This is a genomic window from Acinetobacter sp. 797_lipA (assembly GCF_058243025.1).
The window spans coordinates 1,813,423-1,837,768 of record NZ_JBZAYQ010000001.1 but is presented as its reverse complement, the minus strand read 5'-3'; the positions used below and the strand labels follow the sequence as shown (position 1 = coordinate 1,837,768).

Annotated in this window: 28 protein-coding genes and 2 pseudogenes; 11 read left to right on the top strand and 19 right to left on the bottom strand. The window is 38.7% G+C overall.

Annotation, left to right across the window (positions count from 1 at the left end; genetic code table 11):
* Nucleotides 1–12: 12 nt before the first annotated feature.
* Complete coding sequence (locus tag AC4CU2_RS08940; protein ID WP_078389280.1) at nt 13–909, bottom strand: ABC transporter ATP-binding protein; 897 nt, start codon at nt 907–909, stop codon at nt 13–15.
* Nucleotides 909–1,853, bottom strand: a complete 945-nt coding sequence (locus AC4CU2_RS08935; RefSeq protein WP_490768666.1) for an ABC transporter permease — start codon at nt 1,851–1,853, stop codon at nt 909–911. The genes AC4CU2_RS08940 and AC4CU2_RS08935 overlap by 1 nt, the downstream gene beginning before the upstream one ends.
* A 185-nt stretch (nt 1,854–2,038) precedes the next feature.
* On the opposite strand from AC4CU2_RS08935, the gene AC4CU2_RS08930 reads away from it, so the two are divergent.
* The 8 genes from AC4CU2_RS08930 (at nt 2,039) to AC4CU2_RS08895 (ending at nt 7,147) form a co-directional block, all read left to right on the top strand.
* A complete protein-coding gene (locus AC4CU2_RS08930; protein ID WP_004693046.1) occupies nt 2,039–2,407 on the top strand; it encodes an immunity protein Imm33 domain-containing protein in 369 nt (122 codons plus the stop codon).
* A 3-nt stretch (nt 2,408–2,410) separates the two neighbouring features.
* Complete coding sequence (locus tag AC4CU2_RS08925) at nt 2,411–2,836, top strand: hypothetical protein (RefSeq protein WP_490768665.1); 426 nt, start codon at nt 2,411–2,413, stop codon at nt 2,834–2,836.
* Between the two features lie 127 nt (nt 2,837–2,963).
* Entirely contained in the window at nt 2,964–3,215 is a 252-nt protein-coding gene (locus tag AC4CU2_RS08920; RefSeq protein ID WP_005399418.1) for a hypothetical protein, read from the top strand.
* A gap of 33 nt (nt 3,216–3,248) precedes the next feature.
* Entirely contained in the window at nt 3,249–3,974 is a 726-nt protein-coding gene (locus AC4CU2_RS08915; protein ID WP_490769223.1) for an ATPase, read from the top strand.
* A 477-nt stretch (nt 3,975–4,451) separates the two neighbouring features.
* Complete coding sequence (locus tag AC4CU2_RS08910; RefSeq protein WP_279732459.1) at nt 4,452–4,868, top strand: YeeE/YedE family protein; 417 nt, start codon at nt 4,452–4,454, stop codon at nt 4,866–4,868.
* A 2-nt stretch (nt 4,869–4,870) separates the two neighbouring features.
* Nucleotides 4,871–5,293 (top strand): DUF6691 family protein, encoded by a 423-nt coding sequence (locus AC4CU2_RS08905; protein ID WP_078426329.1) that lies wholly within the window; start codon nt 4,871–4,873, stop codon nt 5,291–5,293.
* The gene (locus AC4CU2_RS08900) at nt 5,290–6,159 is read left to right on the top strand and encodes an MBL fold metallo-hydrolase (RefSeq protein WP_279732460.1); all 870 of its coding nucleotides are present in this window, start codon (nt 5,290–5,292) and stop codon (nt 6,157–6,159) included. The genes AC4CU2_RS08905 and AC4CU2_RS08900 overlap by 4 nt, the downstream gene beginning before the upstream one ends.
* A gap of 214 nt (nt 6,160–6,373) precedes the next feature.
* On the top strand, nt 6,374–7,147 hold the full coding sequence (locus AC4CU2_RS08895) for an alpha/beta fold hydrolase (protein ID WP_490768664.1): 774 nt from the start codon (nt 6,374–6,376) through the stop codon (nt 7,145–7,147).
* Here the strand turns inward: AC4CU2_RS08895 and AC4CU2_RS08890 are convergent, their stop codons facing one another.
* The 6 genes and pseudogenes from AC4CU2_RS08890 to tssH all read right to left on the bottom strand — a co-directional run.
* Nucleotides 7,148–8,116, bottom strand: a complete 969-nt coding sequence (locus tag AC4CU2_RS08890) for a M15 family metallopeptidase (protein WP_490768663.1) — start codon at nt 8,114–8,116, stop codon at nt 7,148–7,150.
* Complete coding sequence (locus AC4CU2_RS08885; RefSeq protein ID WP_490768662.1) at nt 8,113–8,712, bottom strand: hypothetical protein; 600 nt, start codon at nt 8,710–8,712, stop codon at nt 8,113–8,115. The genes AC4CU2_RS08890 and AC4CU2_RS08885 overlap by 4 nt, the downstream gene beginning before the upstream one ends.
* A gap of 11 nt (nt 8,713–8,723) precedes the next feature.
* Nucleotides 8,724–9,521 (bottom strand): type IVB secretion system protein IcmH/DotU, encoded by a 798-nt coding sequence (gene icmH / locus AC4CU2_RS08880; protein WP_490768661.1) that lies wholly within the window; start codon nt 9,519–9,521, stop codon nt 8,724–8,726.
* 11 nt (nt 9,522–9,532) lie between these two features.
* Complete coding sequence (gene tssK / locus AC4CU2_RS08875; protein WP_078389292.1) at nt 9,533–10,897, bottom strand: type VI secretion system baseplate subunit TssK; 1,365 nt, start codon at nt 10,895–10,897, stop codon at nt 9,533–9,535.
* Nucleotides 10,898–10,902: 5 nt separating this feature from the next.
* The gene (tssA, locus tag AC4CU2_RS08870; RefSeq protein WP_490768660.1) at nt 10,903–12,033 is read right to left on the bottom strand and encodes a type VI secretion system protein TssA; all 1,131 of its coding nucleotides are present in this window, start codon (nt 12,031–12,033) and stop codon (nt 10,903–10,905) included.
* A gap of 21 nt (nt 12,034–12,054) precedes the next feature.
* A pseudogene (tssH, locus tag AC4CU2_RS08865) lies at nt 12,055–14,514 on the bottom strand (type VI secretion system ATPase TssH); the annotation flags it as partial.
* A gap of 18 nt (nt 14,515–14,532) precedes the next feature.
* On the opposite strand from tssH, the pseudogene AC4CU2_RS08860 reads away from it, so the two are divergent.
* Nucleotides 14,533–14,607, top strand: a pseudogene (locus AC4CU2_RS08860) (OmpA family protein); the annotation flags it as partial.
* A gap of 731 nt (nt 14,608–15,338) precedes the next feature.
* Here the strand turns inward: AC4CU2_RS08860 and AC4CU2_RS08855 are convergent.
* From AC4CU2_RS08855 to AC4CU2_RS08815, 9 genes are all read right to left on the bottom strand, one after another.
* Nucleotides 15,339–16,757 carry a zonular occludens toxin domain-containing protein gene (locus AC4CU2_RS08855; RefSeq protein ID WP_490768659.1) on the bottom strand — a complete coding sequence of 473 codons (1,419 nt, stop codon included), beginning with the start codon at nt 16,755–16,757 and terminating at the stop codon, nt 15,339–15,341.
* Between the two features lie 83 nt (nt 16,758–16,840).
* Nucleotides 16,841–17,122, bottom strand: coding sequence for a DUF2523 family protein (locus AC4CU2_RS08850; protein ID WP_490768658.1), 282 nt, complete (start codon nt 17,120–17,122; stop codon nt 16,841–16,843).
* Nucleotide 17,123: 1 nt separating this feature from the next.
* Nucleotides 17,124–18,365, bottom strand: coding sequence for a hypothetical protein (locus tag AC4CU2_RS08845; protein ID WP_490768657.1), 1,242 nt, complete (start codon nt 18,363–18,365; stop codon nt 17,124–17,126).
* 86 nt (nt 18,366–18,451) lie between these two features.
* Nucleotides 18,452–18,670: a hypothetical protein gene (locus AC4CU2_RS08840; protein WP_490768656.1), complete on the bottom strand. Its 219-nt coding sequence runs from the start codon at nt 18,668–18,670 to the stop codon at nt 18,452–18,454.
* Nucleotides 18,671–18,682: 12 nt separating this feature from the next.
* On the bottom strand, nt 18,683–18,859 hold the full coding sequence (locus tag AC4CU2_RS08835) for a hypothetical protein (RefSeq protein ID WP_490768655.1): 177 nt from the start codon (nt 18,857–18,859) through the stop codon (nt 18,683–18,685).
* Nucleotides 18,860–18,871: 12 nt separating this feature from the next.
* On the bottom strand, nt 18,872–19,168 hold the full coding sequence (locus AC4CU2_RS08830) for a hypothetical protein (RefSeq protein ID WP_490768654.1): 297 nt from the start codon (nt 19,166–19,168) through the stop codon (nt 18,872–18,874).
* Nucleotides 19,158–20,519, bottom strand: a complete 1,362-nt coding sequence (locus tag AC4CU2_RS08825; RefSeq protein WP_490768653.1) for a replication initiation factor domain-containing protein — start codon at nt 20,517–20,519, stop codon at nt 19,158–19,160. Before AC4CU2_RS08825 ends, AC4CU2_RS08830 begins: the two co-directional genes overlap by 11 nt.
* Before the next feature lie 2 nt (nt 20,520–20,521).
* Nucleotides 20,522–20,707, bottom strand: a complete 186-nt coding sequence (locus tag AC4CU2_RS08820; RefSeq protein ID WP_490768652.1) for a hypothetical protein — start codon at nt 20,705–20,707, stop codon at nt 20,522–20,524.
* Between the two features lie 111 nt (nt 20,708–20,818).
* On the bottom strand, nt 20,819–21,070 hold the full coding sequence (locus AC4CU2_RS08815; protein ID WP_490768651.1) for a hypothetical protein: 252 nt from the start codon (nt 21,068–21,070) through the stop codon (nt 20,819–20,821).
* 112 nt (nt 21,071–21,182) lie between these two features.
* Between AC4CU2_RS08815 and AC4CU2_RS08810 the strand changes: the two genes are divergently transcribed.
* Nucleotides 21,183–21,377: a hypothetical protein gene (locus AC4CU2_RS08810; protein ID WP_490768650.1), complete on the top strand. Its 195-nt coding sequence runs from the start codon at nt 21,183–21,185 to the stop codon at nt 21,375–21,377.
* Between the two features lie 71 nt (nt 21,378–21,448).
* Nucleotides 21,449–21,898: a hypothetical protein gene (locus AC4CU2_RS08805; RefSeq protein ID WP_490768649.1), complete on the top strand. Its 450-nt coding sequence runs from the start codon at nt 21,449–21,451 to the stop codon at nt 21,896–21,898.
* Between the two features lie 664 nt (nt 21,899–22,562).
* On the opposite strand, the gene AC4CU2_RS08800 is transcribed toward AC4CU2_RS08805, so the two are convergent.
* Entirely contained in the window at nt 22,563–23,981 is a 1,419-nt protein-coding gene (locus AC4CU2_RS08800; RefSeq protein ID WP_490768659.1) for a zonular occludens toxin domain-containing protein, read from the bottom strand.
* A gap of 83 nt (nt 23,982–24,064) precedes the next feature.
* Entirely contained in the window at nt 24,065–24,346 is a 282-nt protein-coding gene (locus tag AC4CU2_RS08795; RefSeq protein WP_490768658.1) for a DUF2523 family protein, read from the bottom strand.

Genomic DNA, 24,346 nt, shown 5'->3' with positions numbered 1-24,346 from the left:
GAGATCAATGAGTTACTTGTGCGTACTGACTTGGGTCATACGGGGAATTTTGGGTAAATCTTCCAGTGCTGGGTCAAGCTCTTCTTCTTGTGCGTGTACTAAGAAATCGACTCGCTCTCGAAGTTGCTTAAAGGCAGGGCTGGACATCAGTTCAGTGTTTCGTGGACGGGGTAAATCTACTTCAATAATTTCTTTAATTTCCCCAGGATTGGCTTTCAGCGCTACGATACGATCAGCCAGTAAAATAGCCTCATCCATATCATGGGTTACAAAAATGATAGTGATATCAATGTTTTGCCATAAGTCCATCAGGTGTTTCTGCATTTTCTGGCGGGTATGCGGGTCAAGCGCACCGAAAGGTTCATCCATCAGTAAAATTTTCGGTTCATTGACTAAAGCACGGGCAATCGCAACACGTTGCTTCATCCCGCCAGATAGTTGATGTGGATATTGGTTCTCATATTTCTCTAAGCCAATAATATTGGTCCATTCTCGTGCAGCCGCTTCGGCTGAGGCATGACTTGCACCTTTCATCAGTGGACCAAACATCACATTTTCTTTAACCGATTTCCAAGGGAATAAGGTATAGCCTTGAAACACCATGCCTCGCTCTGGACTAGGGCCTGAAATGGGCTGTCCATCTACTAGCAATTCGCCACTGCTATAAGGGTCTAGACCCGCAACAACACGACTAAAGGTCGATTTTCCACAACCAGATGGCCCAATCACACAAATAAACTCCCGCTTATGAATTTTCAAATCGAGCTGATTTAAAATCGTGCGTGAGTTTTTACCATGCTGAAAAACTTGACTAAGTTGTTTGGCCTCTAAAATGACAGGACGTTGATAAATGTGATCAAAATACTGACGAGCATTGAACTCCGTCGCTTTTATATCTGTGGTTATCATTATTTTGCTCCCGTTTTCCATTTAAACAGATGTTGTCCGAGCTTCATTAAAATCACATCACAGACCAAGCCAATCACGCCAATAATCAAAATTGCAGCATAGACATTGTCAAAGTTCTGGTAGCGTGCTTGCTGGGTAATAAACCAAGTGATCCCTGTGGTGGTGCCAATTAGTTCAGAGACAATCAAGTAGGTCCAAGCCCAGCCCAGCAAAACACGTAAATCACGATAAATATCGGGTAACGCCGCTGGAATGACCACGTGAAACAGACTTTTTACTTTATTCGTCCCTAGGGTATAACCCGCTTCAATCAGTCCACGATCCACCATACGTGTGGTATTGGCAATAATCAGAATTTGCTGAAACAGCGTTCCAATCACGATGATGGCAATTTTTGGTGCATCATTAATGCCTAAGATGGCAACAGCCAGTGCACCAAAGGCAGGCGCAGGTAGGTAGCGAAAGAATTCAACAAAAGGTTCAGTGAGCTGGGAAATTTTGTTGGAAAAACCACATAAAATCCCCAATGGAATACCAACGAGTGATGCAATAAAGAAAGCACTAAATACAATCTTGATACTGTGCCAAAGACTTTGATGAAACCATGGTGCATCGGCTTGAGCTGGTGGTGTCGTAAATGCCGTCACTAAGGCTGTCGCAACTTGATGAGGTGCTGGTAAATAAATGGGATTGACCAAATTACCTTGTGGCGGTTCAGTGCCAGTATTGACGGCATTTTGCGCTTCGGCATAGAACACATTTTTGTCTACACGGCTACCGACTTGTAAAAAAGAGACACTGCCAGAGTTGGTAATTTGTACCTGAGGGTGCCAAATAAAGGGCAAATAATTCACAGCACACCAAATGAGGATTGGTATTAGAAATGATCCAAAGCCCAGCAATATTTTGCTTTGAGGACTGAGTTCTCGTGCGACATAACCCATAGTTGCTTAGCCCCGATATTACTTTTTTTATAAAACGTAATACTGTTAAGCAAAATGAATGCCACATTTGTAGTGATATTGAGTGTTCACCTATGTGCTAATTGTTTAAATAAAAACAGCCTTTGACCTAAATATGTTTTAAAATGCGCTATCGATAGATTGACGCTCAAAAGGGGCAGCATCGCATGGCACAAAAGTCACAACAATCTGCATTGAATGAATTGATTGCAGAACAAAAACTACTGTGTGAAGAATTTGACTCGGCTTATGTTGAAGTAAAAGGTGATGATGTCGTTGCTGTTGCTGTGCATACTTTGAATCAAGAACCCATTGTCGGTTTACGTAAAAAGCCAGAAACTGAAGAGAATGTCGCTTGGTTTATTTATGGTGGTGAATTGGGTGAAGGACAAGACTTTTTTACAACCATGACTGTACGTGAGTTACAAGATATCTTGCCCGATGTACTTCCGTACTTGGCTCTAAGTGAAGGTTACCGTTTTATGATTGATGGTGATGACTATGAAGACGTTTGGAAAGAAGGCGATGAGTCTTAAGATATGAAAAAACAGACATGGACGTTGCTTAGTTTTTCGTTATTTTTATTATCGCTTCTATCAACCCAGAGTTATGCAGAAACAATAAAACTGACTCAGGCGCAATATGACCAGAAAATGGCTGAATATACCGCAACGGTGAATTCGACTAAAACCGTTTTAGATGCAAAAGATAACCAAGCAACTGCAACAGAGATGAAAACTGCATTTTGTCAGCGTATGGATGCTTATCATCAAATTGCTGCGCTGTCCAAGGCCAATATTGAGTTAAGTACAGCACCTGTAATGTTGATGGTGGCCAACCGTTATCTTGAACAGCAAGAGAAAAGCTTAACTGATAGCGGAATGAATGAAAGTGCTTTTTGCCCAACGGCTAAAGCTTTAAAACTTGAAGATACGAAACGAGTCAAAAGTAAAGTAACTCAATAAGACAACACGGAATTAGCGTAGATATTAAAACCTAATTTTTTGTTTCAGTGTGCTGTATAAATAGACAATGTCCTCGATTGTGTTAAGATAAATAAAAATCAACCATCGTTTGAGTAGGAGTTGGTGTATGGCAGCTTATACCGACATTAAAGTAGGCAAATATGAGGATGATATGATTCCTAAACTTGCCATTCATGCTTTTCATGATGCTTTTCAAAAAGCAACCACTCGTTCGTCTGTGGTTTATGCAAAAGCTGAACAGTTGGTTGAACGCGATATTCATGGCAATGAAACTGTTTTACAAGACTTAAGCAGTGCTTATGTCGATGTAGGCGTTTTACCGACACTGACACGTAAAAAGAAACACGCGACCGTATAGATTGATATGCCACCTCGACAACCTAGAATAAGAATGTTTGCGGGGCCGAATGGTTCTGGTAAAAGCACTGTTAAAGATTACCTCTTGCCCCAACATATTGGGGCATATTTAAATGCAGATGAACTCGAACAAAATTTAAGACAAAGCCAACGCCTTGATTTATTGCATTATCATCCTTCCTTAAAAGCATCAGAGTTGGTCACATTTTTAAAAAGTAAGAAACGTCCTCAAGCGGGACAGTTCGTGACTTTACTTGCGCATGAACCAATTGTGCTAGATGAATGGAAGGTCGAGTTTAAAACCGAAGAAATTGATTCTTATCTCTGTGCACGCATTATTGATTATATTCGGTTTGAGTTTCTGCGCTTAAAAGTCAGTTTTACTTTTGAGACGGTAATGTCACATATCTCTAAAGTTGAATTTCTTCGGGAAGCGAAACGTCAGGGCTATAAAACCTATCTATATTATGTCTCAACAGTCGATCCACAAATCAATATTGCCCGAGTCAAGTATCGCGTCAGTGTGGGTGGCCATCCTGTTCCTGAGCAGAAAATTATCGAACGTTATTACCGCAGTATGGATCTACTCATGCAAGCTATAGAGTGCTGCGATCGCGCCTACTTGTTTGATAACTCTTCTGACGGTATACAAGCGTCTTTTCTTGCAGAAATAGAAGCAGCTGAAACCTTAAAAATGAATGCCGCCGTGTCTAAGCTCCCAAGATGGTTTGCAGAACGCGTACTATCAGAATTCCAATAAACTGCTCAAAAAAAGAGCGGGTTATTTCATCACTTTTCATCTGTCTACCTGCATGAAAATATATTCAAATGCCGTGAATGTGTTTTATAAACCCAGAATAATGATCATGATGTAGAGATGTACCCCTAACTCTATTCAGTTTCTTTAAATGAAAACTATAATGAAATAAAACGAGATAAGTTAAGTATTTCTAATCTAAAAAAGAGCTGAATACAAAATCCCTCGGGGATATATTCAAGTTTTTTACGTTATTGTGAAGAATAACTATGTAAAAAGAATGCTTTAAGGTGTTATCTAAAGGACTAAAAGCTTCGATAACGAACAGATAGTAACCATTCAAATATCTAAATCTAGATGCAAGGGCCCGTAAACAGTGGTCATAGACGTACATAGCATCGATAGATACAAAGGACGCTTGATTATTTTTCAATTAAATATATTATAAAAATATATATTGTTTTAAGGGGGGGATTGCCAATGCATGATTTTGCGTGGTCTTTTATGGGTGGAATATTACTCGGCATCTCCGCTGTTGGATATTTATATACCAATGGGCGGATTGCGGGAATCAGTGGTCTGGTCTCACAAGTTTTAAATTTAAAAGGGATCATAAATACACCTGCACTATGGTTTTTATTGGGCCTGTTCATTGTTCCGTTTATATACGCAGCTTTTGTTCAGCCAGAAATCTATATTGAAGCTACACCTCTCATGTTAATCATTGCGGGCGTATTGGTAGGTTTTGGAACGCGATTAGGTTCTGGATGTACCAGCGGGCATGGTATTTGTGGTATCAGTCGTTTATCCAAACGTTCAATCATCGCTACAATGAGTTTTATGTTTGCAGGCTTTATCACTGTGTATGTTGTCCGTCATATGCTTGGAGCAATCTAAAAATGAAAAATGTTTGGGCATTCATTTGGGGTGGATTATTTTCAATTGGTCTCATGCTTTCAGGAATGTCGAATCCTGCGAAGGTGATTGGCTTTTTAGATATTTTTGGGCACTGGGATGCCAGTTTAGCTTTTGTGATGATGGGTGCAATTGCGGTTGCATTTATTCCTTTTCAAAAAGCTGTACGTCAGCCAGATCCAAAAACGGTTTATGGTGAAGCCATACAACTTCCTAAAAATACGAAAATCGACAGAAAACTGATCTTCGGAAGTCTGCTATTTGGTATAGGCTGGGGAATTGCGGGAATTTGTCCTGCGCCGAGCTTTACTTTGATTGGACTGGGTTATTATCAAGCGATCTATTTTATAATTGCGATGTTTGTCGGTGTACTGCTACATCGTAAAGTAATGGAGAAAATGCCATGATGCAAATTGCTCAAGTAAAAGCATTCTTTGATTCGGTGAGCAACACGTTTAGTTATGTGGTGAGTGATCCCGACACTCAGCGCTGCGCCGTGATTGATAGTGTGTTGGACTATGATGCAGCATCGGCAACGACTAAAACAGAGCAGGCTGATTTAATCATTGCTTATATTCAGGAAAATAGCCTAAGCGTAGACTGGATTTTAGAAACGCATGTTCATGCAGATCATCTAAGTGCTGCACAGTATTTAAAGCAAAAGCTAGGTGGAAAAATTGCGATTAGTCATAAGATTGAGATCGTACAACAAACTTTTGGTGAGATTTATCACTTAGATATTAAAAGTTTAAACGCTACGCAGTCCTTTGATTATCTTTTTGCAGATCACGAGACTTTTTTGATAGGCAACATAAAAGCATATAATATTCCGACACCAGGGCATACACCTGCGTGTCTCAGTTATGTCATTGGTGATGCTGTTTTTGTGGGGGATACTTTGTTTATGCCTGACTATGGAACAGCACGTTGTGATTTCCCAAAGGGGAGTGCGGCGGCTTTATTTGACTCAGTGAAGACTTTGTACACATTGCCAGATCAAATGCGGATGTTCTTATGCCATGACTATTTACCCGAAAGTCGTGATCAATACCAATATGAAACATCGGTTTATTCGCAAAAGCATAAAAACCTTCATATCAATACTACAACGGAAAGGGTCGATTTTGTCGAGATGCGAAACCGCCGTGATGCAACGTTAAGCATGCCAAAATTAATATTACCCGCAATTCAAATCAATATGTTTGCAGGCAAGTTCCCTCAACCAGAAGACAATGATATTTCTTACTTAAAAATTCCGCTGAATTATTTTTAAAACAGAAAAGTAGCAAGACTTAAAGCATTCGGCATTTTTTCACTTGCTTAAAATCTCATCTTAAACAGGCATGTACATCATGCCTTTAAATTTAGCCTAAGCAAGTATTTTACTCAAAATAGCCTAAGCAGAAATGAGCTTAATCTAAAAAGTCATTTGATTTATTCACATTAAAAATTCAATATCTATAGAAATCAAATAAAGTAAGTTTCATATGATCCTAAATCATCAATTTCATCAAAATGAGCAGTCAGCTGCAAAAACACTGGTCTTTGTTCACGGTTTATTTGGCAGTTTAAGTAATTTAGGGATGTTGGCTCGGGAGTTTTATTCAAGCCACCATGTATTACAGGTAGATGTACGTAATCATGGATTATCTGCGCATTCCAATGTGATGAATTATGAGGTAATGGCAGCTGATCTAATTGAAACTTTAGATGAACTCAATATCGAGCACTTTTCTTTGATCGGGCATTCGATGGGGGGAAAGCTGGTGATGAAAGTGACCGAACTCGCAGGAGATCGACTAGATCAACTGGTGGTATTGGATATTACGCCTATTGCTTATAAAGAAAATCATCATGAGCAGATTTTTAAAGCGCTCTTTGCTGTACAAAAAGCAGATATTGAAACACGTCAGCAAGCTATAGAAATCATGCGTGAATATCTCAAAGAAGAAATGGTGATTCAGTTTCTCTTGAAATCTTTTAGTAAAGGGAAGTGGTTGTTTAATGTAGATGCACTGTATCAGAACTATGCCCAAATTCTGTCATGGGAAAATATAGAAACATGGCATAAGTCTGCATTGTTTATACGTGGTGGAAACTCACCTTATGTAGCAAAGCCAGAATATATAGAAGCTATCCAATCGCAGTTTTCTCAAGCCCAGATTCAGATTGTTGCAGATGCTGGACACTGGTTACATGCAGAGAAAACTGAGCAAGTTCTGCAAATCATCACTCAATATTTGAGTCAGCCTTCAACCTGATTAACTCAAATTCGCAGCTGAAAGTTGTCCTTCAGAGGTCAGCTTTTCAGCCATTTCCGCAGTTTTCTTTAAATTCGGCATTCGATATTCAGTATGGCCATAGTCTTGGATCGACTTCCAACGCCCGCCCCAAGTTAAACCTACAGATTCTGCAACTTCACCATAGAGCTGATAGCCACGCATCGCCCATGGGTCTCGTTCAGAAATAACGACTTTTCCATCCCGCTTAAATGCGACATCCGCCGCCAATCCAAATTGGTGATAACTCTGATAACCACGAGCCAAAGTCGTATTTTTATTGCTGGCTAAAGAATTCTGACGCTGCGGGCTACGATAGCCTTCCAGTAAAACGAGTTCATATCCATGCTGCTCACGCATGATTTTAAATACCATCAGTAGACGTTGTTTATAGCGTGGGTTCATTTTGTGCCACTTACGATCAGCCGTTGCTAAATTGTCATGTGAATGAGTTGAATGTACATCCTGAATACTCGGATCGTAACTCGAAGCGCTGGCTTGAATAGAATTATTATTAAGATCCGCTTGTTCAAGCAGACTTGCTTCAACTATGGCCGCAGCAACTAAGGATTCTTCGATTTCTGGTGGCGGGGACAAAATTTGCCCATCAAGTAAGGCATAAATTTGTGGATCCGATTGTTTTAAATAATCGGCTTCGATTTTAGTGGGCGTGACGGGGCTGGTAAAAGCAAACATTAAGATGCTGGCAAATAAAAATAGACCCGCAACCAATATCCACCACTGTTGAATATGCCAATGCGATTGCAATTGCTCGGGCGCAGCAGCATGATTTATATGCTGTGCAAAATGACGAGCGGATTGAAATCTTTGTTTTCCTTGAGGAATTAACCCGAAAAAAAAGCCAGCTAATTTTGCTCTAAGTTCATAGGACAGTGCTAAACCTAGTCCTATCGCTAGGATTAGAAAAATCGAAAAAAGAGCATAAATCATAGTTTGATAGTAGCTGGCATTGGGGCTTCAACGGTACGAGTTGTAATCTTAGTTTGTACACTACCTGTGGGAGATTCTTCAGATTTTTCCACAGTCTGTTCTGCTTTGGCTACTTTGTCGTGATTTTTATATTTCGGTGCGGCCGAACTTTGCGTTGACGAGTTTTGTTTCTTATTTTCTTTTGGTAAGGGCTGCGGACTAGCACTCTTCATCGATGGTGCAGCAACTGTTTCAGCTGGACGAAGAAAAGCTCTGCTTAATTCATCTTCTTTGGGTTGAGGAAAATCAGAAAGCGGCTCAGTTACATTTGAAGGTTGAACACCTTTAGAAGGGACGACTTTAGTCGCTTCAAAAATAGCTTCGGGTTCCCGCGTCGGGGCTTCATTATCGACTGAGAGTTCAGCGACATCGACACTAGAGCTTTGGCTAACGTGTATTGAATCATTTTTTTGTTGTGTAAAAAAGTAAGTAAAACCAAGGGTGGCCATCAATACGACACCACTCAAAAAACCACCAAACGCATAGAGCATAGGTGAAATATTTTTCTTTTTTGTAGACGTCAAAATTTTGACTGAAGTCCGTTTTTCATGAGCCATGGAGTTAGTTCTTAGGGTAAATGAATAGTAATATGTGCCTGTTCTGTTGGCGTAGAAATGACATTTTCATATGTGGCCAAAGAATTCGTACTTTGCTTTGATAACATATAGCGCAAGCCTGCAAAGGATAAGAGCGCGAATAGGATTAGAAAAAGTAAAATCCAGTAAAAAGGAAGCTCACGGTGAATCATGTGTTTAATTTGATCGGGGAGCGATGCAAAAGGAGAAAAGGCAGCCTTTTTTCCTTTCAAATAGTCAATTTCATCGCCCACACGTGCGACCAAATGGTTTAAATTTTCTATAGATTCAATGCGATATCTACCATGAAAACCCAGAAGCATGCAGTAATGATAAACTTCAAGTGCGGCTAATCGACTATTTCCTTTACGGCGTAACTCTTCTAAAATTTCGAAAAAACGATAACCCGCAAGTTGCGAGCCAAATAAACTAAGCTGTAAGGGACTGATTAACCAACTATTTTGTAGCTCGAAAAATTGTGCATCTTGCTGAGTCACAATGGTTTCATCTAATAATGCACAGTAAGCATATTTAGCATCTTGAATATCATCTGATGAAAATTGTAATTTTCTGGCTTGGTTTTCAAAACGGTTGAGTAGGGTAATGATTTTTTCGCGAAATTCAGTTGCACTACTCGGTATATATTTGTTTTTCAATAAAAATACAATATAAAACCCGTCATGAAGTAAGTCGACCAAGTTGGTTGTACTGGTGGCTTTGGCGGTCATGGGCTGAGAAATTGAACCAGTTCCAATTTGTCCATCATCAAAAAGTGAAGGGGCATTATTCATGATTCATTTCCTTAGCCATTCATCACAGCAATCAATTCAACAGCAATATCTTGGAAACCTGCTGGAATATAAATACAAATTGACTCGGCATCCAACATGCGTTGGTATAAGTCATTATTCGGTTCAATTTCAAAGTAACTCACACCAGATCGCACTGGAATAGCGGTTGGAACTTGCATTAAATGATGTAAAGGAACTGCAGGGAGTGCGGCGATGACGCGTTGTTCCACATCTACGGTATTGCCGACTTTAAATCGTAACGGAACCAATTGAATTAGTTCGTGACTTTGCATCATGCTGCTAGAAACAGCCAAGTAAAGCCTTGAATCTCGAGTAATTTTGTCTGACTCTAAACTGCCTAACCAATAGGATGGTCGTGTTTCTTTCAATTGGATGCTGATGTAGCGGTTTGAAATAATCGTATCTAATAACTCACGTAGAATAACATCGAGCTGGCTAAAACTTTCTTGTAAATTATGGTGTTGATAGCGAGGTAAATGATCAACCTCATGAGCCGTTGAGAAGGTCAGTAATGAGCCTGTTAAACGTAATAATTCAAAAAACAGTCGCTCTGGATGGATATGCGGGTATTGCAATAAATGATTCAACGTCGCGTGTGCTGTATTGAGTGCATTGACCAGCCAAAATGACACAATGTCACCAGAGCGAAACTCAATCAGTTTTTGCTCGTTTTCTCGATTATTGCTTTGAATGGTTTTAATTTTAGCTTTGATGACATTTAAACTGCGTTTCAAACTCGAAATAAGATTTTCAGAAGATTCAATATGCAAGATAGGCGGAATAAAATGACGATCAAATTCAAATTGGCCTGAGCTTTGACGTTTAATTTTTGCTAAAGCTAAATATAAAAAACCATCAAGCTCTTGATTCGGTTCTGCGTTGACCTCTAACAAGCGAAACTCTGCACGGCGGCGCAATAAGGTGATATCTGCCGCAGTAGCATCTGTAAATAAATCATGAGTTGAGGTTAGATAAGAATGATAGCGACCGAACTGCGCACTATTTTCAGCGCTCACATTTTTCTTATTGGCTTGTACAATCGGCAAAGCCAAATAAACCAAGATTTCGCCACGTAAATTCAGTTCATCTAATAACACTGGCTCTGGCAGTAAATCACGTGTCGGCGCTTGATAAATTTCACCATCTTGCCAAATCATACTAATACTTTCGAGGGCCAAGATATGTGTGTGTAACTGGGCCTCATCAAATTGAATATTTTGAATGCCATAGGCAAATGGAATTGTGGAACGAATGGTATGATTCAGACGTTGTTCATGATACGCATCTTGTAATTGAAAATGTTGAGGACGTAAAAATAGACCTTCACCCCAAAGTATTTTTTCTGCTTTAAACATTTAGATTACCAATCGTTTGATTCATTTGCTTGTGGTACGCCCAGTAGTTCTTGGACGTTATGCAGTGGATTTTCGTTTTTAATGACTTGATTTAACCACTCATGTAGAGGCATCTGACTCCACTTGATGGTTTTTTGTAACATATAGCTTACGGGACTATGTGGTTCATTGGCTTGGAAATAGTCAGAAATTTCTTGTAATACCAGCATGGCTTGTTCACGGTTTGCCAAGTGATTTTGCGGTTGAACCTGAAAGCCTTTGGATGGATGAACGGTGTTCATGTCAATCTCTTGTTCTTTGTGCTGGGTAAAGGAAAGCGCCTGTGTGGTTATCGTTGCGGCAGCAGAAGACTCAGACGTTTGTGTCGCCCTTACAGGCTGAGTAAAAACATCGGTTTTGTAGAGCTTTTTTAAACTGGTGTGGATATTTTCAAGCTGAGTATCAATCGCAGCAAAGCTTGGTGCGTCTAAGCCCATTAAGGTATCTAACACATTTTTCAAAATTGACCATTCAGCCAGAATTGCCGAAAAATGTTGATAGTTCTGATATTGAAATGATTTTGAGGTATTGAACAAGCTCTGCTCAAACTGTTCCAAAATCTGTGAGCTATTGGCATCATCTGTATAACTTTCTACTTGTTTCAACAAATGGTTTTTTTGTCTCAGTAAGGCGTCATAATCACTGAGTGAAAATGCAGGAACATTCACGATAGCGACTTGTTTAATCAGTGGAATCAAATGATTAATTGAACCTTGCAATAAACCTAGACGTTGATCTAAATCTTCTTCTTCGATTTCAGGATGAAGTTGTGTCCAATACTTATTTAGCGTCCGGTGCATAAGCTCTAGGGCTTTTGCGGTGCCTTCGAATCCGTATAAATTTGACCACGCTTCAAGTAACCAGCCCATTAAGCGTAAATCTTTTGATTTTCCCGTGAGAAGCTCGATAGATTTTTGTTCAACGAAATGCCAGTCTGCTTGCTTAGGTTCAGCGACCCAGTCGCCTTGATCGAGTAGTGGATCATCCTGAGTTTTTGCAATTTTGATAGCGTGGAATTCATTGGAAAAAGACAAGTCTTCTCCACATGGTTGATCGCTTGAGATAGGAGACAATAAAGGCTCGATTTCTAAGCTCATAATTTTACACTCTATATTTTATTAAACTTGATTCGCTTTATTTTTAGCAGGATGTCGTTTCTTTTTAGCCGCGGTCTTTTCGACAGGGTCTAAAACATAAGTAATTTCATCATCTTTGACATCGATCTGAATGACTTTAGGCAAATGATCTGCTGCCAAAGCCATCAATATTTCTGTGGCTAAAGCAGGCAATATACTGGCATTCAAAATGTGATCAACATTCCGTGCGCCGCTATCGACTTCCGTGCAGCGACTTAATAACAGTTCTACCAGTTCCTCTGAATATTGAACTTTGGTTTGGTACTGCTTCTCAAGGCGAGCGGTTATTTTCTTGATTTTATGATGGATAATTTGAACCAGTAAATCATCATGCAGTGGGAAATAGGGAACGATACGCATGCGCCCTAAAAAAGCAGGTTTAAATTGTTTATATAAACTTGGTTTTAACTGCTCAGCTAGGCTTTCTGCTGTTGGCCACTCCTCAATCGGTTGATTCAAACACGCCTGCATAATGGCATTCGAACCTACATTCGAGGTCAAAATAATGGTGGTATTCTTAAAGTCGATGATTCGGCCTTCACCATCCTCAAGCGTACCTTTGTCGAAAACTTGATAAAAGAGTTCTTGAACATCGTTGTGTGCTTTTTCAATTTCATCTAATAAAACCACACTATAAGGATTGCGGCGAACCGCTTCAGTCAGCACACCACCTTGACCATATCCCACATATCCTGGTGGGGCACCTTTTAAAGAAGAAACGGTATGTGCTTCTTGATATTCAGACATATTAATGGTGATCAGGTGGGATTCTCCACCATAAAGCTCACTCGCCAGCGCAAGTGCGGTTTCGGTTTTACCGACGCCACTTGGCCCTACCAACATGAATACGCCTTGCGGTTTATTGGGATCATCCAATTTTGCTTTAGATGTTTTAATTCCCTGAACCAGTTGATGTAGGGCAGAGTCTTGCCCCATAACACGCTCAGCCAGTTTGCTTTCTAGGCTGAGGATCTGTTTTATTTCATTGTTCACCATATTGCCAACAGGAATACCGGTCCAGTCTGAAATAATTTCATTAATGATTTGTGCATTAACTCGCTCAAACACTAAGGGATTTTGACCTTGTACAGTGCTTAATTCTTCACGAAGCACAGCAATCTCTTTTTGAGCATTGTTAACAGTTGTATCTTGTTGGCGTTGTTTTATCTGTTCAACAAGCGCTCTTTCTTTTTGCCACTGCGTTTGAGTGTACTCAATTTCACACTCAAGCTGTGCTAGTTTTTGCTTTAGATCGTGCAATCTCTCATGATGAATCGGCAAATTTTTATGTTCATTTTCTAAGATTTCATATTCAAGTTTGATGTTATGTTGTTGAGCAAGTATCTGATCTAACTTCACAGGTTGTGCATTTTGAGTGAGCGCTACACGCGCTGCGGCTGTATCGAGTACGCTAATCGCTTTGTCTGGGAGTTGGCGGCCACTAATATAACGATGTGAAGAGTGTACGGCTGTGACGATGGCTTCATCATCAATATTTAAATTAAAATGATTGGCCATGACTGGTAGCATGGCACGTAACATATCGATGGCGACATCTTCGGTTGGTTCTTCAACTTTAACGACTTGAAAGCGTCGACTGAGCGCTGCATCTTTCTCAAAATATTGTTTATATTCAGCCCATGTGGTTGCTGCAATGGTACGTAACTCACCACGAGCCAGTGCGGGTTTTAATAGATTGGCAGCATCATTTTGGCCTGCTTGACCTCCCGCACCAATCAAAGTGTGGGCTTCATCAATAAATAAAATTATAGGATGAGTGGCAGACTGAACTTCTTGAATTACTTGTTTCAAGCGATTTTCAAATTCACCTTTTACGCTGGCACCTGCTTGTAATAGTCCCATATCAAGCGTATGCAGCTGAACATTTTTTAAAGCATCAGGCACTTGGTTGTTCACAATTTTTAATGCCAAACCTTCAACGACAGCCGTTTTTCCTACACCCGGTTCACCAGTTAAAATAGGGTTATTTTGGCGTCGACGCATCAGGATATCGAGCATTAAACGTATTTCAAACTCACGACCAATAACAGGGTCGATAAGGCCACTTTGTGCCTTTTGGGTCAGGTTAATTGTATATTGATCAAGTGCTGGCGTTTTGTTTTTAGCCAAATGCTGTGCAGGCTCAGTGCTTTCGCTTGGCGCTGTTTCCTGTAAAACGTCTTGTTCGATACTGTTTGAGCATAAGTCTAAAAATTTATGCTTCATTGTATCGATAGGGAACAGTTCAAATTGGCTCGAAGCGCGTAATGCCATTTGATGCAAATCTGGTGCTGTTAAAAGTGCTACCAAAATATGACCTGTTCGAATGACAGGATTTTGTTCGGCTGAAGCAAGTAACCACGCTTGCTCCAATAAACGAATTATGGATTGAGCAAATATCGGGGTGCGAGTATTTCCTTTAGGCAACTGGGAAAGACTGAGTTGTAAATCCTTAACTAAAACAAACCTGTTGCTGATAATGCGACTGCAGATGGTCGTAAGAAAAACCGTCGAATTGAATTTGATGTAATCTAAGTCATTTATAAAAAGCCACATCATCAATTGTGGCTTTTTATAAATAACTTATATTGCGTATAATGTATATTATGTTAAATAGCATATCCAAGACTGTGGCCTACGCAACTCAGTTGGTGCCACAGCTCAGCAACGTGAATCTGTAAAATTATATTCACGTTGCTGAGTATCCTAATGAACATAATATACGTTATGCCGAAATCCGTGAGCATTATCCAAATATCATCTGGTATCCACCCGACCAAACAAATAATTTAAAAGCGAAGACCACAGCAACAATAAAAAGCTGAATCAGCATAAGAAAATAAATTAAATCATCTTTTGTAATCATCTAAATCATCCCTATTTTGATTTAAATTTAGTCAATCGTAACCCGCATGTTATAAGCCACTAGTTCGTCATTACAGCCTGTTTATTGTGTGATCTAACTTAATAAAAAGCTGTTTTAAATCATCAATTTGCTGTGAATAGTCAAAATCAGATAACTGCATGTATTCTAAATGTTTTTCTAGGCATTCACGCATAAAAATATAATCTTCTCTGCGTAAAACACCTTTATTTCTACTGTATACAATTGTGCTATATACGTGTCTATTACTCATATCAGTTCGCACCCATTCGGGATGCTCTACCCCTACCGATCAAGCTTAAATGGGAGCTGTAATCAAGGAAAAGAGGTTTTGTAATTCAATGGCATCAGTTCGGGGACACTCCGTCCCCTCTATTAAGATTCACTCAAAATATTTTGTTTTTGGTTCACCAAGCGCAATTTGCTCAACTTGTACATTTGCATTTTGAGCAGCTATCATTTTTTCAGCTTCCAAACGTGCAAGGGTATTAATCAATTCACTAGAAAAATTTGATGCACTGGAAGCTTGTACAGGAGGTGAAGAGCTAGGCTTTTCATAATAGTAGTCAAAAGGTCTATCACCGTTAGCAAGTCTGAAACAATCTTTAGTAGATACATTATGCATGATAGTGCCTTGCTGACTGTAGGCCGTGCATTTGCCATTGTAGACAATCGCATTTTTGAAACGTGGGAAATCTTTAGGTTCAAAGTCTTGAACAGTATATTCAACGTCATAAGGTTTAGCTGGATCATAAACATTGACAGGGGCAATACTTAATCCCTTGTTTGTAATTTCTTGAATATATTTTTTACACTCAGGTTTATCAAGATTCACAGCAGATCGGCAAAGATCATTTAAATCTTTTTGTTGATTATCAGCATTCAGTAAAGGCTGTTTTGGTAATTCATTTTGTACAGGTGGAGGGGTAGCAGTTGTTTGTTTTGGGCCGAAAAAGTCCATTGTGTATTTATAACCGCCAGCCATTAAAAAAATAGGTAGTAGTGCTACAGCATACCAAAGCTTAGGAAAATTTGATTTTGGATGAGATTCAGCAGATACGTAATACTTATACAAATGTTTTGGATAACGCCAAAAACGAGTAGTAATTGCGTTTTTACGTGTCATCATGCCAAAATTTTCTTGTAATTCAGCATAATTATAAATGATTGCAAAATTCATTTTGAATAAACGTCTTAAAATGATGTGCTCAGAGATTGAAGCTCGCACATGCTCATTTAATAAAGTGGGACGTTGTGTAATGAAATAAATATCTATACCGAAATGACCATGCATAGTTAATGCACGACCAATATCTAAAATTTCCTCTTTTCGTTTTAGATTATTTTTATCAAAAGCATCTTTAACAAGCCTAACCAAAGATTCTTTTTCTTTAACTTTTAAAGACAGAGGGAGCTCAGGATATTGGTTTATAACTTTTAAAACAGTTAAAAGATTGGTTTTTTCATCAGTAGATAATTGCTCATAGTCATTAATTAAAAGTATAAATTCATCATAAGGAACACGACTAATTAATTCTTTATCTTTTAATAAATCATTTTTACAGAATGCGGGATGTTCGTGCGCTTCATCATGAACATATAAAGCACCATTCGGCAAAGTGCGCCAATCAAAAGGGTTATCAGGACGAGAGACAGCAGGCAAGACGCCAGGTAATTTACAACCAATGATATTCGTATAAATCAATCGGTCAGGATTATCAATAACCGCTTTTTCTAGTATCTCCATTGTGTATAGAGATTTACCAGTTCTAGGCGGTGCGCTGATTACAGTAGCAACCATTTTTTATTCTCCTTTATCGGGTAAAGCGCTCGCTCCTTTGTCTTCGTTACCTCAGACCATAGCGCGCGCGCTCCCTCCCCGATCTATGTCGAAACACCAACGATTACTTTGGCAAGCTTTACATAGATAAGAACTTGTACAGCACTCAATATAATTGAAAGGCATTTATCTATTTCAAGAAGCTTTAGAAAACTCAAAGCAAAAGCGGGCAATTGATTCATGTTTGTTTGCGCAGTTTGAATTAAAGAATCAAGTAATTCAGAAACAAACGGAAATGTTAGAAGAGTTAAACCAGCACCTAAAAGAACACGTGCTAGTAGGCTTGAAATTATTGAGGTTAAAATAATCCCTAGGACATACGGCATTTTATATGTCCTTAATAATCATGATGGCTAAAACAAAAGCTAATAATTGTAATACTGGAGCAAGCTTTTCAATTTCCGGGCAATATTCAGAAACACTTATAGAATCGGTATAAGTGGTATTAAAAACAGGAAGAGGGATATTTACATCAATGGGAGCAGGGCAAGAAGATGAACTAATTTTAATAAGCTCTTCGTCTATTTCCTTTTTTTCGATTTCTTTAGTTGGTAAATCAGGTTCATCTATTTCTTGGGGTTTTTGCATCCAATCAATAAAAAGACATAATTGGGGAAACCATTCACAAGCATTGGGGAATTGCATAGCAATGGATGAAGTTTCAGCAGGCTTAACGACTTCACCCGTAACAGGGTCTACAACTTCAGGAGTTGTTATTTCACCTTCGATGTCTGTATCTGATGGATAAGAAGTATTTTTATCTAATTCAGTAGCAATAGGACGAGCTTTGGTATCATCTGTTTCAGCTTCACCAACTACGGCAGCAGCAGCAGCTTGAGTAACTGGAGTGGCGATAGGTACAGCAGGATTACCTGTTTTTACTTCTGTTTCAGCTTGATCTATAACCATTTGACCTAACGTAACTAAATTTAATGGTTTGCCATCTTTGTCATTAATAGGAACTGCTTGAGGTAATGGTGCAGATGGGTTGTAATTTGGGTTTGAATCTCCATTAATCCCGACATTATGAATATCGGTGTATTGACCTTGCGCACCAGTTTTTACGCTACATTTAGCGTAATAAGATGATCCGCTGGAATGAAAAGCACTTACGAGAGAAACACTAAAAGCGGAACGGTAATAATCTTTAGAGCAAACATAATTAGCAGCAGCATTTAAAGATGAAAATTGCTTTGCGTTAACAGTATAAATAATTGCTAAATGAGGACCAATTTCTTCAGAACGCTTTGTAACTTTGCCACCCTCGTCAATTATCCAATCGACACCATCCAATAATAAATCGACAGCGCCAATGACAGCAGCAGTACCCAAATTTTTACCCATAAAACGACCAACTTGGGAAGCAGATGGAATTACATTTGCAGAACTAGTAACAGCTCTTGAAGCACCATTAATAATAACGTCTTTAGTAGCTGTAATTTTTGCTCCAATGCCCTGAGCGACGTTAGAAGTTATACGCCAACCACCAATAGAACCGCCAACAGCGTTCGCATTAGAATGACCTGATACTAAAAGGAAAAATAACAAGAAAAAGGCGATATTCTTCATTTTAAAATCCTCGCAAAAGCTATAAGCATGATCACAAGAATAAAATAGTTAAGAAACGATTCTGAACTCATGATCATGCACCAAAATTACTTGCGGACAATGCCAAGAACTTTTGCTACAACTACCGCAGCAATCGTTAAACCCAATGCCCAAAGAGCACCCGCTTTCATTGATTCGTCAGCACCCGCAGCAGTAGCAGCAGCAGTCACCTCAGTACCAGTAATTAACGCTTCTGCCATAGCTGGTTGAGTTACAGCCAAAGTTACAAGACCCAAGCCGATAGCAGTTTTAATACCTTTATTCATAAGATTTTCCTCTTATTTAATTACACGTAATGTCATGCGAAATGCAAAGACAGACAAAAATATACCTATCGCCCACTTTAAAAGCTCATTACGAGCTTCATCAGTAAGCTCAGGCAGAACAGGACTGTAAACAGCCCACTGAACACACGCTTGCGTAGCTGTATCTACAATTTCACAGACGTATGCCATTTTTTAAAATCCTTAAGCCTTAGGGGCTGTTTTTTCAGGGATGAGATCAATCAAGATGGTGCGTGTGTCTTTACCATTGGAGACGATCTGCATGACTGCTTCGGCTTTAAATGGATATTCAAGCTTTTCGATGCGGTCATAGTTGTCAGAGCTACCCCAGCCATATTCAGAAGTGACTGAACCCGAAGCTCGTTCCCCTGCTTTGATTTCAGTTTCGATATAAACCTTGGTGTTATCGTAAGGACGACCGTTATAGTCACCTTTAGATGGACGAGCACCACGTACAATTACATTTGATTTAAGAAGCATGGATAAATTCCTTATAAGCAGACATGTTCACCAGTGGTTTACCGACAAAAAGCGGCATCTCTTCCAATGATGTTGGTTTAGTTTCAAAGTGTTGATTTAAACGAATTGACTGCATGACAGCAGCGTGTGAAAACTTGAGACGTTTTGGGACTTCATCTTTATCGGATGAAATCATGTTGATTAATTCTTGAGGTTCGACCACTTTGGCAAATTGACGGATGTATTTTCCGAATTGAACCTTAAGAAAGTCGATTGCTTTATCCCAACTGATTTCAGATTGTTTTTTAACAACTTTTGTTTTTTCAGGGGTGCAAAAATCTTTTTCTAATTGCTTGGCAAGCCACTCAAAGCAAGGATAAGCACCTAGAAAGTACTGAGACGGTGAAAGTAAAATATCAAGCGGGATATAACGGTCTTTAGACTTAAATTCGACTTCAGCACGTACCCAAGGGCTTAAAGGACTACCCTCCTTTTTTCCACGTTCATAAAAACGTGCATATTTTCCACTGGTACGATCACCAACAGCAAAAGTACGGCCTTTACCGTTTGGACGTTTCCAAGGGCCAATCTTTTCTATTTTAGGTTGACGGCCACCACACCAAAATCCGCCTACATCATCCCATTCATCGGCCTGATCTACAGTGATGTATTGACCCTCAAAGTCATCATAGGCAAGGTCGACGCGGGTTAATTTAGGTTCACGTGGGCCAGTTTCTTTTAAGAAACCTGTTTGAGGATCATAAAATTTTTGGTAAGACGTGAGGTATTGATATAAACGGACTTGCCAACCCTTGCGAGCTAAAGCACACCCAGTACCATTGATTTGTATTGAAATACGACGAGAGCTATGACCGTATAAAACCATGCCCATTTTGTCTTGTAATTCGTATGCAAACTTGTAGTTATGCATACCGTTTTGACGTTTTTCACCAAGACCGAAGCCGAATATTTCATGCAAATGATGATCTAAAAACGTTTCTATTCCATAGGTTAGCTCTGAATCAGCAGTCATCGGATCAAGTGAATAATATTCTTGGCCTAAAGTTGACTGACAAAATCCAAAAGTAATCCAATCGTGCGAAGCAATCCCATATTCATCACATGGTACAGAATGTAGAACTGGAACATTTCCTTTCTCCGTGAGAACCATTTTGCAATTGTCTAGGCGACGAGGGAAGGTGAATTCATCATATTGGAGACGAGGATCCAATGTCGTAACCCCCATATTATAAATGGGGGTAGAAAAATCAGTCAGGCGACTAGATTCTGCTGAGAAGAATTGTGCAGATTTAGGGCTTTCCACCGTGTTTTTACGGGTTTGGGTTGTTTTTTGATCAGCTTTTTTAGTCATGATTAAAACTCACCAGAACAATTATGAAATTCAAGATCGGAAAAATAAGAAACTAAAGAACCACAATGAGGACAAGAAACAGATGCATGAGATTCAGACTCAAAACCAAATATCTGATCAAGTAAATCAGAATCTTGATCTTGAGAAGATGGAGTTAAAGCAATTTGAACAACAGTAGAATTCTTCATTTCATCCCTCACACTTAGACATATGAAATGGCAAATACTGGTGATGAAATCTTGAGAAGCACTTCGGGCACTCAACATCAACAGATCCTAGAACGATGCTTAAAATTCTCATTAGCAATCCCCCATTTCTTCTTTTAATTCAGCGTTTGTTTTTTTGTATAAATCTGCATGAACATCAATCAGCGAATAGTCATAAGCCATTTCTGACGCAACAAATGCTAAGTGCTCCAAGCACTGCTCTGTGGAGAAAGCAGGTACAAAGTTATCTAATGCACATTGGCCATGTTGAGAAACAAGCTCTGCCACCCTGTTAAATGCTGCTTGGGTGAAGTCTTGTGGACCATTAAAAGTGATTGATTTCATATTTATGATTTATCACAGATGATATTTGTTTGTTTTATAACACTTGATTTGTGATATTGCAACATATCGTAAAATATAAATCAGATATGATGTCGAAATTTTGGAGAAGACAATGGCTATAACTATTCGCTTGAGAGACGAAGAAGAAGAGATGATTAAGGATGTAACACTGGAAATGATGTTCGAGAAAAAACTAAGAATCAAAGAATCTGATGTTATACATACCCTAATCAGAAAGCATCTAAAGGACATAAAAACTGAGGATGTTATGAAGTACCGAGCGGAAATACTTAAAAAAGACGATTGATTATTTACGTTGATCCAGATTATTAGACAGATATCAGGGGAGTTATATCCCCTATTTTTTTAATGGGGAAAATGATGATTGCTATATTCTGTTTAATTTTAGGTTTAATTATTGGTTATCTCTGGAGAGATTCAAAACAAGAAAAATCAAAAGAAATCCAACAAAAAACAAGAAATGTGTACCTAAACTACAATGAAAGGCAGCGTGAAAAAATCCGCTATCACAATGATGCGGACAGAATCAGACAACTAAATTTACTTTCGCCAAACGAAAGTAAATTCATGAGATTGCTTCAACACCAATTTGAAGACCATAAACTTATTGTAAAAGACAGACGTTTTTATATAGCAGATCGGGACAACTACCCTATTGCTATATTTGAATATCGAGATGGAACAAAAAAGTTAAAAGTAGAAGATACCGAAGAAGGAACACCAGTGTTTCTATACAAAGCAATTTTATCAAGCGAAGCAATTTTAGAAGATAAAGCAAAGCTCAGAGCCGAATGTCGCATAACGTAATTTTATGTTAAATAGCATATCCAAGACTGTGGCCTACGCAACTCAGTTGGTGCCACAGCTCAGCAACGTGAATCTGTAAAATTATATTCACGTTGCTGAGTATCCTAATGAACATAATATACGTTATGCCGAAATCCGTGAGCATTATCCAAATATCATCTGGTATCCACCCGACCAAACAAATAATTTAAAAGCGAAGACCACAGCAACAATAAAAAGCTGAATCAGCATAAGAAAATAAATTAAATCATCTTTTGTAATCATCTAAATCATCCCTATTTTGATTTAAATTTAGTCAATCGTAACCCGCATGTTATAAGCCACTAGTTCGTCATTACAGCCTGTTTATTGTGTGATCTAACTTAATAAAAAGCTGTTTTAAATCATCAATTTGCTGTGAATAGTCAAAATCAGATAACTGCATGTATTCTAAATGTTTTTCTAGGCATTCACGCATAAAAATATAATCTTCTCTGCGTAAAACACCTTTATTTCTACTGTATACAATTGTGCTATATACGTGTCTATTACTCATATCAGTTCGCACCCATTCGGGATGCTCTACCCCTACCGATCAAGCTTAAATGGGAGCTGTAATCAAGGAAAAGAGGTTTTGTAATTCAATGGCATCAGTTCGGGGACACTCCGTCCCCTCTATTAAGATTCACTCAAAATATTTTGTTTTTGGTTCACCAAGCGCAATTTGCTCAACTTGTACATTTGCATTTTGAGCAGCTATCATTTTTTCAGCTTCCAAACGTGCAAGGGTATTAATCAATTCACTAGAAAAATTTGATGCACTGGAAGCTTGTACAGGAGGTGAAGAGCTAGGCTTTTCATAATAGTAGTCAAAAGGTCTATCACCGTTAGCAAGTCTGAAACAATCTTTAGTAGATACATTATGCATGATAGTGCCTTGCTGACTGTAGGCCGTGCATTTGCCATTGTAGACAATCGCATTTTTGAAACGTGGGAAATCTTTAGGTTCAAAGTCTTGAACAGTATATTCAACGTCATAAGGTTTAGCTGGATCATAAACATTGACAGGGGCAATACTTAATCCCTTGTTTGTAATTTCTTGAATATATTTTTTACACTCAGGTTTATCAAGATTCACAGCAGATCGGCAAAGATCATTTAAATCTTTTTGTTGATTATCAGCATTCAGTAAAGGCTGTTTTGGTAATTCATTTTGTACAGGTGGAGGGGTAGCAGTTGTTTGTTTTGGGCCGAAAAAGTCCATTGTGTATTTATAACCGCCAGCCATTAAAAAAATAGGTAGTAGTGCTACAGCATACCAAAGCTTAGGAAAATTTGATTTTGGATGAGATTCAGCAGATACGTAATACTTATACAAATGTTTTGGATAACGCCAAAAACGAGTAGTAATTGCGTTTTTACGTGTCATCATGCCAAAATTTTCTTGTAATTCAGCATAATTATAAATGATTGCAAAATTCATTTTGAATAAACGTCTTAAAATGATGTGCTCAGAGATTGAAGCTCGCACATGCTCATTTAATAAAGTGGGACGTTGTGTAATGAAATAAATATCTATACCGAAATGACCATGCATAGTTAATGCACGACCAATATCTAAAATTTCCTCTTTTCGTTTTAGATTATTTTTATCAAAAGCATCTTTAACAAGCCTAACCAAAGATTCTTTTTCTTTAACTTTTAAAGACAGAGGGAGCTCAGGATATTGGTTTATAACTTTTAAAACAGTTAAAAGATTGGTTTTTTCATCAGTAGATAATTGCTCATAGTCATTAATTAAAAGTATAAATTCATCATAAGGAACACGACTAATTAATTCTTTATCTTTTAATAAATCATTTTTACAGAATGCGGGATGTTCGTGCGCTTCATCATGAACATATAAAGCACCATTCGGCAAAGTGCGCCAATCAAAAGGGTTATCAGGACGAGAGACAGCAGGCAAGACGCCAGGTAATTTACAACCAATGATATTCGTATAAATCAATCGGTCAGGATTATCAATAACCGCTTTTTCTAGTATCTCCATTGTGTATAGAGATTTACCAGTTCTAGGCGGTGCGCTGATTACAGTAGCAACCATTTTTTATTCTCCTTTATCGGGTAAAGCGCTCGCTCCTTTGTCTTCGTTACCTCAGACCATAGCGCGCGCGCTCCCTCCCCGATCTATGTCGAAACACCAACGATTACTTTGGCAAGCTTTACATAGATAAGAACTTGTACAGCACTCAATATAATTGAAAGGCATTTATCTATTTCAAGAAGCTTTAGAAAACTCAAAGCAAAAGCGGGCAATTGATTCATGTTTGTTTGCGCAGTTTGAATTAAAGAATCAAGTAATTCAGAAACAAACGGAAATGTTAGAAGAGTTAAACCAGCACCTAAAAGAACACGTGCTAGTAGGCTTGAAATTATTGAGGTTAAAATAATCCCTAGGACATACGGCAT